This is a genomic window from Sphingobacterium sp. UBA2480, from assembly GCF_002341965.1.
GTDB lineage: Bacteria > Bacteroidota > Bacteroidia > Sphingobacteriales > Sphingobacteriaceae > Sphingobacterium > Sphingobacterium multivorum.
Genome location: NZ_DDPA01000007.1, coordinates 1263335 through 1277606 on the forward strand (window position 1 = coordinate 1263335; position 14272 = coordinate 1277606).

12 protein-coding genes are annotated in these 14272 nt (G+C 37.2%); 5 read left to right on the plus strand and 7 right to left on the minus strand.

Going from position 1 to position 14272, the window contains the following annotated elements; genetic code table 11:
• The first annotated feature begins 221 nt into the window (after positions 1-221).
• The 3 genes from B3600_RS18550 (at position 222) to B3600_RS18560 (ending at position 3073) form a co-directional block, all read left to right on the plus strand.
• Positions 222-1337, plus strand: coding sequence for a TlpA family protein disulfide reductase (locus B3600_RS18550; RefSeq protein WP_286753937.1), 1116 nt, complete (start codon positions 222-224; stop codon positions 1335-1337).
• Positions 1338-1569: 232 nt separating this feature from the next.
• Complete coding sequence (locus tag B3600_RS18555; RefSeq protein ID WP_286842423.1) at positions 1570-2325, plus strand: DUF6882 domain-containing protein; 756 nt, start codon at positions 1570-1572, stop codon at positions 2323-2325.
• Positions 2326-2500: 175 nt separating this feature from the next.
• Positions 2501-3073: a hypothetical protein gene (locus B3600_RS18560; protein ID WP_286753939.1), complete on the plus strand. Its 573-nt coding sequence runs from the start codon at positions 2501-2503 to the stop codon at positions 3071-3073.
• Between the two features lie 259 nt (positions 3074-3332).
• Here B3600_RS18560 and B3600_RS18565 read toward each other — a convergent pair whose 3' ends face one another.
• Positions 3333-4550 carry a transglutaminase-like domain-containing protein gene (locus tag B3600_RS18565; RefSeq protein ID WP_286753940.1) on the minus strand — a complete coding sequence of 406 codons (1218 nt, stop codon included), beginning with the start codon at positions 4548-4550 and terminating at the stop codon, positions 3333-3335.
• Between the two features lie 335 nt (positions 4551-4885).
• Here B3600_RS18565 and B3600_RS18570 point away from each other — a divergent pair, with 335 nt between their 5' ends.
• Complete coding sequence (locus tag B3600_RS18570; RefSeq protein WP_286753941.1) at positions 4886-5839, plus strand: SphA family protein; 954 nt, start codon at positions 4886-4888, stop codon at positions 5837-5839.
• A 403-nt stretch (positions 5840-6242) separates the two neighbouring features.
• Here B3600_RS18570 and B3600_RS18575 read toward each other — a convergent pair whose 3' ends face one another.
• The 3 genes from B3600_RS18575 to B3600_RS18585 form a co-directional block, all read right to left on the minus strand.
• Positions 6243-9206 carry a response regulator gene (locus tag B3600_RS18575; protein WP_286753942.1) on the minus strand — a complete coding sequence of 988 codons (2964 nt, stop codon included), beginning with the start codon at positions 9204-9206 and terminating at the stop codon, positions 6243-6245.
• 126 nt (positions 9207-9332) lie between these two features.
• Positions 9333-9650, minus strand: a complete 318-nt coding sequence (locus tag B3600_RS18580) for a nuclear transport factor 2 family protein (RefSeq protein ID WP_286753943.1) — start codon at positions 9648-9650, stop codon at positions 9333-9335.
• 23 nt (positions 9651-9673) lie between these two features.
• Positions 9674-10465: an SDR family oxidoreductase gene (locus tag B3600_RS18585; RefSeq protein ID WP_115049220.1), complete on the minus strand. Its 792-nt coding sequence runs from the start codon at positions 10463-10465 to the stop codon at positions 9674-9676.
• 129 nt (positions 10466-10594) lie between these two features.
• On the opposite strand from B3600_RS18585, the gene B3600_RS18590 reads away from it, so the two are divergent.
• Positions 10595-10954 carry a winged helix-turn-helix transcriptional regulator gene (locus tag B3600_RS18590; protein ID WP_286753944.1) on the plus strand — a complete coding sequence of 120 codons (360 nt, stop codon included), beginning with the start codon at positions 10595-10597 and terminating at the stop codon, positions 10952-10954.
• A gap of 245 nt (positions 10955-11199) precedes the next feature.
• On the opposite strand, the gene B3600_RS18595 is transcribed toward B3600_RS18590, so the two are convergent.
• The 3 genes from B3600_RS18595 to B3600_RS18605 form a co-directional block, all read right to left on the minus strand.
• On the minus strand, positions 11200-11589 hold the full coding sequence (locus B3600_RS18595; RefSeq protein ID WP_046672983.1) for a DUF5856 family protein: 390 nt from the start codon (positions 11587-11589) through the stop codon (positions 11200-11202).
• A 192-nt stretch (positions 11590-11781) separates the two neighbouring features.
• Positions 11782-12147 carry a response regulator gene (locus tag B3600_RS18600; RefSeq protein WP_286753945.1) on the minus strand — a complete coding sequence of 122 codons (366 nt, stop codon included), beginning with the start codon at positions 12145-12147 and terminating at the stop codon, positions 11782-11784.
• Complete coding sequence (locus tag B3600_RS18605) at positions 12137-13666, minus strand: PAS domain-containing sensor histidine kinase (RefSeq protein ID WP_286753946.1); 1530 nt, start codon at positions 13664-13666, stop codon at positions 12137-12139. The genes B3600_RS18600 and B3600_RS18605 overlap by 11 nt, the downstream gene beginning before the upstream one ends.
• Positions 13667-14272: the final 606 nt, after the last annotated feature.

Genomic DNA, 14272 nt, shown 5'->3' on the forward strand with positions numbered 1-14272 from the left:
ATAAATCTTCTTTTGACCATCTTCAAGGGAGACTTTTTCTCAATATTTACGATAGCATAGATTTCGTTCAATGAGGCTATGCGATTAGGTGCGAACTTACAACCTATCTTTTCTTGATACTACAATGGTAATTTTCTCACCAAAGGATTAGTTTTTTGCAGATGAATTGCATTTGTGATCTATAACTAGTAATTTGATTAGTATAAACCTAATTAATAGTTATGGGAAAACGGTCAACTGCATTATTGGCTATAGTTTCATTCTTGTTATCAATGCCTTTGATAATCTTAGGGCAGAGGAATAACGGCTTTATTATTCAAGGAAAGATCGACACTGTTCCGAATGCGAAATATAGAATTATGTATAGAAATAATGAAAAGAAAATAGATGATTTGCTACAATTATCTGCGGATCGAACTTTTACTTTTCATGGTAGTATTGGTGAGCCGACGCGGGTTAATTTTATTATTGATAATGATTTCAATCCACGACTTGTAAAAGATCAAATTGTTTACTCATTTTGGGTTTCACCAGGGGATACGGTTGACTTTCATGGTCTAACAGGTTGGCTTGTGGGCCCTAAAAGCAATTTGAAAATAGATGATAGCAAATATGTATTGAAAGGTTCCACATTGGATAAGATAGCAATTACCTATGGCGAAAACCGAAGAGCCATCTATTTATCAAATAAAGACCAAGAAAAAGCGACCGGACTAGAGGACAGCATAATAAGCAAATTTATCCAAAACAATCCTAACAGTTTCTATAGCTTATACCTTTTGAACAGATCTTTTTCGTCCTTGAGTAGACACCCCGACTTGCTAAATACTTTGTATAACGCATTGTCAACCGAACAAAAAAATAGCTTCACAGGCATACTTTTGAACAAAAAGATAAAGGCTCAGCCTCAGCTTGAAATCGGCAAAAGTCTTCCCATTTTTGAGCTTGCAAACGATAACGGCAATCTCGTTAGTCTTGAAGACTTCAGAGGTAAATATGTTTTGGTTGAGTTTTGGGCAAGTTGGTGCGGGCCATGCCGCAAGGAATTTCCCCTTTTGCAATCTTTGCATAGCGAATACAAATCAAAAAACTTTGAGATCCTGGCCGTATCGATCGATGAATCACGTATGGACTGGCTTACAGCAATAAATAATGAAAAGCTTTCATGGACTAATGTAAGGGACAAGGGGGGGCTTAGTGGTGAACTTTATCAGATTTTTGGTTTAAAAGGAGTTCCTGACAACTTTCTTTTAGACAAAGAAGGAAAGATTGTAGCACGAAACCTTCGGAGTAGTGAATTAAAAAAAGTATTGCATAAATTGATTTCGGACAATTAGTTATAGGAAGAAGCAAAACGTTATTATTCTAAAAATGACATAGATGTGACTGCATTACATTGATTCAGGTTTATTCCATTGCGGGATACAGAAGAAAATTTTATTTATTTTGATCAATAGATGCCATATGATTATATTGTCACTCTGATAGAAGCTGAAAGGCCGGATAGTCATTCAGTTTTAAGTAGTTAGAAATGTTGTAAAGACTGCCAAAAATAAAACATATACAAAGTTGGGAATAAATTACGAACAGTTTGCTGGTAAAAAGTGTCGTGAACTTATGCAAATCCAGGAAATATTTAGAGAACAATTGAGCATGGACGGCTATCAACATTGGTTTTACGATGCTGAACTTGCACTCTTGCGGTTATACAATGACGATAAAGATCAATTGTATTTCAAATATATTCCTATTGGTACTTTTTCACTTACATCAGAAACGTGGATGTGGAGTTGGTTCAATGACCATTGTCTCGAGCCTAATAAGGACAGCACATTTGCAGTTAGAGAATTTGGAATCAAAAACGATTATCGAAAATTGATAGATGGAACTTTCCCAGCCGATGAGTTCGATTGTTGGGAATTTGCGGCGATATCTTTTGATCTTTTGGGCGGCATGGGAGTGTATAGGGTTTCCACCGAAAAGCTCCAAAGCTATTTTCTCATCATTGCTGTTTTAGAGGAAGATTCTCGGGAAGTTATCCATTTTAACCAAGCAAAAGTTGAATGCAAAATCCATGGACGATCAAGACCCGCATTTATTTGTCAGCATCTAAACTTAGCGGATCCCAAAGGCTTTGAAGAGGCTTTTGAAACATATAGAGGGATGGAACTTGGTGACGATGACGATTTTCAAGCTTGGTGTGATAAATGTGAAAAGGTCAGGCTCAGAAATAATGGTTGGAACGAAGATTCTGAGAAATTCGCAAATATCAAACTTATCTGTGAAGACTGTTACTTTGAACTGAAAAGCTTTAATTGTCATTGAAATTGATGGTTATCACCTCAAGTATAGATGCTTTAAAACCAGCCTTACAAAATTATTAGCTATGTTAGAAAAATTATGGTGGAAAATCTAGAAGAAATAAAGATAGATCTTTTTCAGTTTATAAGGGATAAGTCTAGAATGGATGATGAACCCATGTGTACCAAAACAATCGTATATGAAATTTAGCAAAGAAAATTGGAGTCCTCATGAATATGAAGAATGGCTCGAATTAAACCTTGATCTGATTGGTAATTTAATTTCTGACGACAAAGTAGCAAAAGCTTTAAACGGCGGTGTTCCAGAATCATTTGCTCCGTTTTCAAGTTTTAATAGGAAAGAAAGCTTTATATACTTTCAAACACTAAATGATTATTTCGATAAAAATTTTGAAAATGGTTTAGAATATATTGTATTTGGATCAGACGGAGCTGGGAATCCTTTTTGTATTAATAAATTAAACAACAACGAAATTGTCCTTTTAGATTTTGAACTGGAGAAGATTGTCTCAACAAACAGAAACATAGATGAGTTTTTGGATTCAATATTGGCCTACAGAATGTTTATTAACGTTGTACAATCAAAATATGGTGCGGAAGCTTTATTTGATAACTTGTATAGGCAAGAGGATATTGAAACACTCAAACAAAAATTCTCAAAAATAAACGCTGATTTGCTATCAAGTTCGGAATTTTGGAAGCAGGAAATTGAAGAATTGATTGTAAATAAAAATGATAGTCCGACAAGTTGAATTTAAGCGTATGAAAATCTGCGATCAACAAATTGTGTTTATAAATACGCGGTAATGACGGGCATTCACGTAAAGTCAAAGCCTTCGAGTCTGAGCTAGAAATTAAAATTCTATTTCGAAACGTTCCCAAATTATGATGAGCAATAATATGATAAAAAATGAATCACAAAAATCTCCTAGCACTAATTTTCATTGTAGTAAGCCAATTAGCGAATGTAAAATTTGCAAAAATCGTTAATAAAGATGAGTATGTTGTTATTTATTGCGGAGATCTCCAGAAGTAGGCAGGATCGAATGTAATCACATTGTTTTTTAAATATTTGTTATTGCTTTTGTTAAACCCGCTTGGAACTAAAGAAATGTACTGCAGATCAGGGTCGGCAGGCCTATATCTACTTTCTGTGTTAAACTGGCTTTTATTTGTGCATTGAATCCAATATAAATTCTTTGCCATATAATAATCCAGGTACCAAAGTTTATTTACTTTGGACTCTGGGTTTAGCTTGAGCGATTGATTATTTTTTAAATGCTCCCTGACTTCTTCAATGCTCAGTAAATTGTTGTTGTCGTCCATCACAAATGTGCCATGGGAAGGATCCATCCACAGCCATTTTTTTAGAGTTTCAGCATATACGCTATTGATTACATGGCAATCAGTATCTTTGTCGTCTTTTGGCATGCACGTAACATAGCGTGACTTAAATCCCATAGCGAGATACATTTCATTTAACGTCATCGCTTTGTGCCGACAGTTGATACCTTTTCCTGTTGCCTTGTGGTAGTTGTAAAAATCAATTGCGTCAAATTCACATAGCGCCCAATTGCTGCCGTCATATTTGATGTTGTTTGCCACAAAAAACATGATATTACGGATTTTGGAAATTTCGTCGCCATTACCAGCTATCGAGTCCAGGTTGAAAAAACTTTTTACCGCTGATAAATTACGATTGCTTGTTACCTCGTAAGTAAATGTCGGCAAAGAGTCACTATTTGCAGAAACATATCCTCCAGATTGCTGCAGCAGGGTTAATTTATCGTATTGCTTCAGTTGGGCTAATGCTTTTAAAAATTTACTTTCCTTACGAATATTATTTAGATCATGATCATTTAAAGCATTACGATAGTCGGTATATCCCCACAAAATTGCCTTTTCAAAACTTGAAATAGCTTGTTTTTTTTGATTGAGTAATGATTGTAAACAAGCAAGGTTGTAGTTTATATTCGCATTAATTTCACTTATCGTAGTTTGATATTCCTGCTTTTCTTTTTCAGACAGCTGTAAGCTGTCCATTTTGGCCGATATGGCATTTAATACTGTGGTTGCTTTTTGATAATCCTTTGCCGGGTAATAATTATTATATTCCTGTTCTAAATTCTTAAAGTCTGAGAGGAATTTATGCCATGTCGTAGAAGCTGTCTGCGCGAATACACAGGTGGTCAATAGCATGAAAAGAAGGAGGTTAAATAATAGTTTCATTGGGGGGTTTTAGTTTAAGTAAATAGCTTTATTTTATCAATGTCAACTGTAATTTTGTGCTTGAAAAGCGTTGTTCTACGATTTTATAAAATAGATTTTGCTTTAAGACAGTTATGCCATGTGAAATATTACATCTGGCTCGTAAAATATTATCCAAATACTTTTTAAATAATTATTGCTTAATTCGCTGTGATCGAATATCGTCTTTAATACATTTAAGCGCTGCGCGAGTAGGAGGATGAATATAAAGTGGAAATTATCTGGAAAATGCAACAAAACACGCGTAGAGTTGTTTGCATTTTGAATGATATTATAAGGGATTAATGATTCGTCATATGAAAAAGATATTTTATGTGTTTCTATTTATCCTTTCCATGATGAAAGTTTATGGTCAGGGGCATTACAACGGTTCATCGTTTAATCCCAACGATTATTTTGCTCCGCATGAAGGGTTGATTATACCAGTATGGTATGGTTATGCCAATATGAATTATTTCAATGGTCAGGGTAAAAAGACAGATCAATTGATTAATCCGGTTCCTGGAAATCCTACTACTTTACAAATTGAACAAAAGGTGATCACGCATTCTTTTATCCTGATGGCAATTTACGGAGGAAAGGGGAAGATCTTGGGCGCCAATTGGGGACTGATGGTTATTCCGACAGTAAACAGTCCTACCGCCAATATTGCGTTGGACTACTATTCGCAGCAGACAGGTCCTGGAAGATATGTTTTTACCAATAAGAGTTTAGGATTTGGCGACATGTATGTACAGCCAATCTGGTTATCATGGAAGCAGGGGAAGTTTCAATATGCATTAAATTATGGCCTATGGGCGCCGACTGGGAAATACGAGCATGGTAGTTTAGATAATGGGGGGCATGGATATTGGTCACATAATATCCGTGGTGCTCTTAAATATAAACCAACTTCCAAGATCAATTTAAGTATTGCTCCTACATTAGAGATCAATCAGTGGCAAAAAAACACTGACTTTAAAGAAGGAAGTCATCTTACTTTTGATTTAGGTGGTTCATATCTACTGAATTCTCGGGGAGATGAAGTAGGGTTATTTGGTAACTATTCAAAACAAGTATCCGATGACAAGGGAACAGAAGGAAGTTTTCTTTCTGACCAAAATGCTGGAATAGGTGCATTCGGATCGTATTGGGTGGTACCTCATAAAATCGGTATAATGGCCCGGGTAACGCAGAATTTTGCAACCGAAAATAGATTTGGCGGGATTGCTTTTCAAACGGGTGTAAATTTCCTACTACCGGCAAAATAACTCAGAGGATGCTATAAAACACGGCTTTTGTGTTTGCTTGGAGCTCCTGTAGGCGAAATTGGTTAACTATTGGTTCTCCAAAAAGAGTCGTAAAAGATTCCCTTTGTTTATTTGAAATGCCTTCAAAAATTTCAGTCCACCATAGTGGAATGTCATTGATCAATGTACCGAGTACTTTTTCTGCAGGTGAATGCAGAGTTGTTGTAATACTGTAATTTTCCAAATTGGCGGTTTTATAATTTTTGTTGTGATAACCAAAATTAAGCTTTAGTATCCAAAACTCAAGCTTGACATAGGATAAGTATTACCAAATGTATTATAAGCACTTTGGTGGACGATAAATTATAGATGGCGCGATAATATGAACTCATTTATATGCTAAGCACTCCTATTTCTATAACTATTAAACACTAATATATTTTTTGAGTACTTCGAGAAGGTCTGCCCGCCGTATTGGTTTAGGAAGAAAGTCATTCATTCCGGATTCAAGACATTTTTCTTTTTCTCCCAGCACATTTCCGGCTGTAACGCCTATGATCGGTATGTGTTGATAGCCTGACAACATTCTAATATGTTGTGTCGCCTCAATACCACTCATTATCGGCATCTGTACATCCATAATAATAAGGGAAAACTGCTTTTTCCTGCATTCTTCCAAAGCTTGTAAACCGTTTGCAGCTTCCGTTAAATGTATGTTGGGAGCTAGAGACTTCATTATCCTATTGTTCAGGACCATATTTACTGGGTTATCATCAACCAAAAGCACATCTAATTCTCGTGCAAATGCATGCGAATCTTTCTCTGGCTGATCCTGAATAATTTCTAATACAGTACTTCTGTCTACCTTTTTTAGGGTTTTGTATAGATCATGTGATTTTATAGGCTTTAACAGCAAATGTGTATTTTCTATTTTCCTAACCGAGGTAAGTATATCCAGTTCTTCCGAAGAAGAAGAAAGTACTATAAATGGAGCGATCTCCTTTCGCTGATTTAACAAGGCTTTTATTTTCTCAATTGTTTCCAATCCAGACATGATAGGCATATGATAGTCCATCAAAATCACATCAAACCGCTCACCCTTCAACATGATATCCAGTGCTTCCATGCCGTTAGAAGCCAATGTGGATTTGATATTTTTATAGGTAAGCATGTGTTCAAGGATGACCCTGTTGCTTTCATTATCATCTACCACTAATGCCGTTTTAATAGCCGTTTCATCTTCTTCTTTCCATTCAGACATTTCGTATGGAACCGTAAGATCGAAGAAAAATACAGATCCGCTGTCTATCTCGCTTTTTAGAGATAAATGACTCCCCATATAGCCCAGGATATTGTTTGAGATCGTTAGCCCCAGCCCCGTACCGCCAAATCGCTTGCTGATTGAACTGTTTTCCTGGGTAAAGGCATCAAAAATATATTTCTGTTTCTCAATAGGAATGCCTATCCCTGTATCTCTTACCGAGAAACGCAAAGCAATCGTCTGATTATCCATGCGCAATTTCTCAACTTTTAGTTCAATCTCACCCTTTTCTGTGAATTTCACAGCATTCCCTAGTAGATTGATCAAGATCTGTTTTAACCTGGCTTCATCAATAAAGAGTGTTTTTGGGAGGCCCGGCTCAACGTTGAGAAGAAGTTCGATGTTTTTTTTCTGGGATTGATAAAGAATCACGTTGATGACTTGACTTAACATATCATACACGTCACTTTTTTCGATCAAAAGTTCCATTTTTCCGGATTCTATTTTAGAAAAATCTAGAATATCATTGATGATGCTGAGCAGGTTTTCTCCTGATTCGTTGATGTAATTCAGATATTGTGTTTGTGTTTCATTCAACGGTGTACGGAGGAGGAGGTCTGAAAATCCAATAACTCCGTTCAAAGGCGTACGGATCTCATGACTCATATTGGCCAGAAATTCGGATTTCGCTCTGCTGGCTATATCAGCAGTTTCCTTAGCGCTTTTCAGTTCTTCGTTTATTTTAACGGCATTTGTAATATTCTGTATGGAAATAATTATACCTCCAACCTCATCTTTTGTAAGATACCACGGCCCGACTTTAAGGTCGTAATGCTGAATTTCTTCTTTACCTTCCACCTTTACCGCAAAATCCCCATCGATGTACGTTTCTCCCAAAAGCGCATTTCTGTAAATTTTTTTTCTTTCTTCTGGAATATTAGGCGATATTGTAAATAGATTATTGCCGATAAGATCGACATTATTCATACTAAATTCATCTCGCCATCTACTACTTACAGCAACGTAGTTAAGGGCTTTGTCAAACATTGCCAATGGAATAGGAACATCAGTGGCAAAGGACTGCATCATAGCCTCCTTCTCGGCAACCTCCAGAAACATTTTTTTGAAGGCATCAATGTCCTGAATAATTCCAAAAACCCTGTGGCATATTTCATTTTCAAATTCGGGAATACCCTTTATCCTTACCCAAATCGTAACGCCGTCATTACGCATGAGTTGCAGCTCCTCATCAAAAGAAATTCCTTGTTGTACTGCTCTGTCAAATAGATATTCTATTCGCTCTCTATTTTTTCCTTCGTAAAATCCAAGGGCATTTTCAAAAGTTGGTTGGAAATTAATGTTAGTTTTATGAATTTCTCGCACACTTTGAGACCAAGTGAGTTTTCCGCTTTTCATATTGACTTCCCAGCCTCCCACTTGGGCAACCGCACTTGTTTCCTCGAGCATTTCCTTCGTATAAAACAGATCTTTTTCCAACCTGTCCCGGCGCATTATGTCAGATTTTAGTTGAATATAGACGAAAATGGTGACACCGATTGCCGCAACTGCAGAAAATATAATGAACAAAACGGTCCGTTTGGTGGAGTTATTCAGGTCTTCATTTTTTATAGCAAGCTGACTTTCTCCATGTTTTACAAATTCCTGAACAAGCATTCGACATTTATCCATGATCTGCTTGTTTTGTTCAAGCTCTTCTGGGGTCATTAATATACCCTTTTTACGATTATTAATCAGCGAGGCATATTCTTTCATCAGCAGGTCTGAGGTGTGCCGCAGTTCATGAAAGATATTAATTTGGAGTTTATCTTTAAGATTAAACCTTTCTTTGTCAGCAATAAGCAGGGGATATTCTTTCCCGCTTTTATCCAACGGTTCAAGAAATTCTTCCTTGCCGGTAAGCTGGTAACCCCGATTGCCAGTTTCAGCATTTAACAGCGTGTTTAAAATATCCTTTATTAAACTGATAGATTCCTTCGTTTTTAAGAGGCTTTGCCTACTTTCCATCTGCTTATGTATGCTAATATAAGAGGCTATAGAACCCGTAATCAGCAGTATTAAAGAGAGCATTACACCGATCTGAAGATTTCTAATAATTTTTTTTGGCATAGGATGGTTGTTTACTGTTAAGATACTAAAAAAGTAAATAATTACCCCAGATTTCCTATTGAATACTTTGAATAATAATCCAAAGGTGGACAATGCTACTATCGGCGCCAATAATATATTGCACTGTTAAGTTGTTATTTTCAGATATTTAATTCGATCATTAAACAACTGGAAATGATATCTCAAAACAACGGGACTACCAGGAAATGTGCCTGCAGTCTCTGCTGATAAAATATTTTCGCTTTCATTAAAATCTAATGGTGCCATGGTCGCCCCGTATTCTTTGTTAGCTTTGTCAATCCAGTTTCTAATTTCAATTTTTCCCTTGTGTTTTTTTCCCTCATCAAATACTTCTGCATCTTCAGTAAAACAATTCGCATAAGCACCACTGTCAAATTTGTTTTGTGCTTTCAGGAGTTCGGAGATAATGTTTGGTAAATTCATATTTTCAAATCTTAGGAAGATTATTAAATGGTTGGTAATGTTCCGCCGTCAATTACGTATTCTGTCCCCGTTAGATAGCTGGCTCTTGGTGAAACTAGAAAGCCAACAAGTTCAGCTACCTCTGCAGGCTCTGCAGGTCTCCCGAAAGGGATCCCGCCCAGTGCATCCATTACGCCCTGTTGCGCCTCTTCTATAGTACTGTTCGAATTTCTTGCAATTTCGCCTAGCCAGGCTTCAGATGCGGTGGTATTGATCCAGCCAGGCGAAACCGTCAGTACACGGACACCTTTAGGAGTAACCTCGTTCGATAAGCTTTTGCTGTAGTTCCTCAATCCAGCCTTTGCCGCTGCGTAAGGTAATGTTGAATCATATAAGGGTAATTTGCCCTGAATAGAAGCAATGTGGATGATCACACCGTTTTGGCGTTCTATCATCTGCGGTAAAAAGCTCCTATCTAGACGGATCGGAGCCAAAAGGTTAGCTTGCAGTGTCGATTCCCAATCCTCATCACTTAACACAGCAAATCCTCCTGCGGGGGTAGAAGATCCACCAAGGTTGTTTACCAAGATGTCTAGTCTACCATAGCTCGAAAGCACTTCGCTCACCACTTTTTGAGCCCCTTCTGCTGTACTCAGATCGGAAGCAATGAAATGCAGCTTGCTGTTTTCCAGGTCGGGGACGTTTCTTGCGGTAATCACAACTGTTGCTCCAGCCTGTAATAGTCTTTCCGCGATTGCTCTTCCAGTGCCTTTTGTACCCCCTGTTACCAAGGCAATCTTGTCTGATAATTCGTTGTTGAAATTAAATTGTTCCATTTTTACAAATTGTTTATAGGACAAAATTGAGGTATAAAACCAGCCTGTGCAAGTACGGAATTTCGATTCATATAGGGATAAATTTTTCCCCTATTGTACAAATCGGAACATACCCTTAATTTTGAAAATATGTATGAGAGAAAAATAATTCCGAACCTAAATTGCGGTCTCGACTTGATAGGTGAAGTGCTTTACGGAAAATGGAAAATACGCTTGCTCTGGTTTATTGACCAGGGACATAAAAGACCGAGTGAATTGCAGCGTAAGATACCAGACGCCTCCAGACGGGTGCTGAATATACAGCTGAAAGAACTGGAAGATCATGAGCTAGTCATGAAGAAAATATATCCTGTCGTTCCTCCAAAAGTTGAATATTCGCTTACAGATTTAGGGATGAGTTTAATACCCATAATTTCCGCATTAGGACACTGGGGTGATCAAAACGAAGATAGACTGCGGACAATAATTTTAAAAAGAATTTTAGGATAATACCCCTAATTGCTCTAGTTGGTAAAGTATTTTAGTTTATCCAAAATTTCTCTTTTATTTTCTTGCTCTTTGCAAGAAAATAAAATCATTAAAAAATGCAGTAATCAAGACGTTGGCTAGTAAAAATAGCGTGCTATTATTTTTGTTACTGGAGGGGAGAGCAATTGGTTACTCAATTTAATCTATAAAAAAACGGCCGAATATAGGTTCGACCGTTACTCAGGAAAAGCTCCCGAACATGGGCATTACTCCAATCTTTTTAATCTGAACAATAACTGTTGGACAGCTTCTTGCGCATCATCAATAATGGATTGTGAGAAGTTTTCCTTAAAAAGTCCTTCTCGTTTGTTTTCAACTTGCTTGTAAAAATCCTCAATGTATTTGATGTAATTAGCCGGTTTTGACGTTTGGGGAATCACGATATCAAGTGTACCTTCCAATGAAAAAGTGGTTTCCACCAGTCTGTCTGTAATATCAATAAGAGACTCAATCGCTTGGTCTAAAGAAATATGAGCCTCATAGCTCCCTTTTCCTGTTATCGACCAATGGGTCAGCTTCAATGCGTTTCTGAATGAAATCATTTCACCTAAAAAGTTCGCAATTTCCTGTTTTGAGTTCTGTTGTTTTTTTGCCATGATATTTTACTTTATTTAAGTCACATTTTTGATTATTATAACAACAACCTAGCGGTCAAAGTTTCTAATTTATTGGAAAAACCGCTAGTGATCAAGAAATCAAGGATATCCGGATTTTCGACTGTATAGTTTTGTGTGCCAGCAGGGCCTACCCAACGAAGTCGGACGAAATTAGGAGATTGTACTATACTTTTAACTAGCCAATACGTCGTGAATACTGGATGTAATTTCATTTAAATCAAAAGGTTTCGCAATAAATCCGTTTGCGCCAAGTCCTTCGGCAACATCGCGACCATCTACACTGGCGGATAGAACAAGGATAGGTATATTTTTGATTTCGGGTGTATTGCGTATGATTTTAATCAGCTGGTCGCCCGAAAGCACAGGCATCCAGAGATCCAATAACAAAAGATCTGGCTGATATGCTATGAGCTGTTTGGTCAGATTTGTACTGTTTGTTTCGCTTAAGACCTGGTAACCCTCCAGATCCAAGAATAATTCCAGCATCTCAACAATGCCTTGGTCATCGTCACAGATCATTATTTTCTTACTTTCCATCGTTTTCTGTCCTCATTATTGGTAATGTGAAATTAAAAGTAGAACCTTCTCCGGGTTCGCTTTCTACCCAAAGGGTTCCGTTGTGATGCGTTATGATCTCGTGCGAAACATAAAGTCCAATACCTAATCCCGGAAATTTCTTTTGGGTATGGCCGGCGCGAAAGAAGCGCTCAAATATTTTTTGCTTGTCGACATTTGCTATTCCCATGCCATAGTCTCGTACAGAGATCTTGACAAAATTGGCAACCCTGTGAATGGCAACGTCGATTCTATTTGAACCCGGTGAATATTTGATCGCATTGGACAACAGATTATTGATTACCTGAATAATTTGTAATTCATCGCCGCTAACTGTAGCATCTGTGGAGCCTAATAGGTTTATTTTGTAACCAGGTACACCTACCATTATATTGTCAATGGCTTCCCGAATTGTATGATCTATGGCAAATGGCTCCATGTGGAGCTCAATATGGCCAGACTGTATTTTTGAGGTGTCTAGTAATTTAGTAATCAATATATTCAGTCGATCTATATAGGCCGAAATTTTATCCAGTGTACTGACAAATTTATTGTCGGAATGGTCTATACTAAGTCGTTGCAGAATCTGTACAAGCCCCTTAATGGTCGTTAGGGGCGTCTTTAGTTCATGACTAGCGACGGACAAAAAATCGTCTTTACGTAGATCCTGTTCTTTTTTCTCGGTGATGTCTTCAATGGCGATCAGGATACGGTCTTTATATTGCCCTTCAAACTCTATGCGATAGGCATTTAATAACATCACTTTGCGGCCGATATGCGGAAATACATGTTCTACTTCGTAGTCAATTACGGGATTGCTGGTTGGTAAAATATGCGTAAGAAGTTCCTTCAAGGAGGGGATATCCCATTGCTTATTGCCCAGATCAAACAATAATTTTCCTACAGTCTCTTCTGAGGAGACGTGAAATGATGTTAAAAAATGTTTATTTGCACTCAGCACAGTATAATTGCCATCGAGTACTAGAAGACTTTCGCGAACCGTTTCAATCATGCTCGAGAGGAAGCTTTCCTTCTCCTGCAATTCTTTGGTCCGTTGCTGTATTTTGATCTCAACATTGTTTTTTTCCTCCCGAAGTTCGTGTTCGGCCTTTTTACGCGAGGTAATATCATTTTGAACACCAATAAAGTGCGTCACCTGGCCGGCCTCATTCTTCACAGGTGAAATGAAAAGCTCATTCCAAAAAAGTGTTCCGTCTTTGCGGTAATTGCGAATTTCGATCTTACATTCTTCACCATTTTTGATACAATCTTTGAGGATGTAGCGTTCAGGTTGAGAACGATCCTGCGCTTGCAAAAAGCGACAATTGTGGCCGATAATTTCATCGTGTGAATAACCACTGATGTTTTCAAAGGCCTTATTGCAATAGATAATCGGATTATCATGCTGCAAATTATCGGTGATAATAATGCCTGAATAAGCAGAATTTAAAGCCTTAAGATATATATTTAATTCATTAATGCCTGACGCACGTTTTCCCATATAGTGTTGTATTCCAAATATTGTTGTCCAATTTAATCTATAAAACTAAAACCAATGAAAAACAGCCTGTTTTTTTTGAAAAACACGTATAAATCCGCGTCAGGAGTTTAGCTAGCACGTGGTACTGTACACCAAACAACATAAACTGAGCGTATTTGAAACACGCTCAGTGGATAAATTGAGATGTAAAATGATTTCGCTTCCATTATTTAATAAACAGCTAAAAGAACTAAAGACAATTACTATCTTAGTATTAAAATTAGTCAATAATCGTAGTGATACTGGCTTGAGTAAATTGTGGATGTTCATATTAATTTCACAGTTGAAAAGTAGAATTCTATGGTAGTACCCACTTCCAATTACGTCGAAGGGGAGGAAATTTGAGGATATAATTATCCTAAGATCGGCTTGGGGAAGCTATGAACCTGAAAACACCGAATAAAATGTCACATCGTAGAAAATTATTCTTCATTGGAATAACATTATGTCTTTCGTCAATTCTAATGTTATTATTTGGCGTCGGAATGTTTGCTTCGAGAGGTGATTATAGCTCATTCATAATAGAATTATCAGAATTTTGCTTCATATCTTGGATTCCATTTTTAA

Bases quoted from the DNA above. Each gene is read 5' to 3' on its own strand.
- B3600_RS18550 (WP_286753937.1), top strand. From the start codon at position 222: ATGGGAAAACGGTCAACTGCATTATTGGCTATAGTTTCATTCTTGTTA.
- B3600_RS18560 (WP_286753939.1), top strand. From the start codon at position 2,501: ATGAAATTTAGCAAAGAAAATTGGAGTCCTCATGAATATGAAGAATGG.
- B3600_RS18565 (WP_286753940.1), bottom strand. From the start codon at position 4,550: ATGAAACTATTATTTAACCTCCTTCTTTTCATGCTATTGACCACCTGT.
- B3600_RS18570 (WP_286753941.1), top strand. From the start codon at position 4,886: ATGAAAAAGATATTTTATGTGTTTCTATTTATCCTTTCCATGATGAAA.
- B3600_RS18575 (WP_286753942.1), bottom strand. From the start codon at position 9,206: ATGCCAAAAAAAATTATTAGAAATCTTCAGATCGGTGTAATGCTCTCT.
- B3600_RS18580 (WP_286753943.1), bottom strand. From the start codon at position 9,650: ATGAATTTACCAAACATTATCTCCGAACTCCTGAAAGCACAAAACAAA.
- B3600_RS18585 (WP_115049220.1), bottom strand. From the start codon at position 10,465: ATGGAACAATTTAATTTCAACAACGAATTATCAGACAAGATTGCCTTG.
- B3600_RS18590 (WP_286753944.1), top strand. From the start codon at position 10,595: ATGTATGAGAGAAAAATAATTCCGAACCTAAATTGCGGTCTCGACTTG.
- B3600_RS18595 (WP_046672983.1), bottom strand. From the start codon at position 11,589: ATGGCAAAAAAACAACAGAACTCAAAACAGGAAATTGCGAACTTTTTA.
- B3600_RS18600 (WP_286753945.1), bottom strand. From the start codon at position 12,147: ATGGAAAGTAAGAAAATAATGATCTGTGACGATGACCAAGGCATTGTT.
- B3600_RS18605 (WP_286753946.1), bottom strand. From the start codon at position 13,666: ATGGGAAAACGTGCGTCAGGCATTAATGAATTAAATATATATCTTAAG.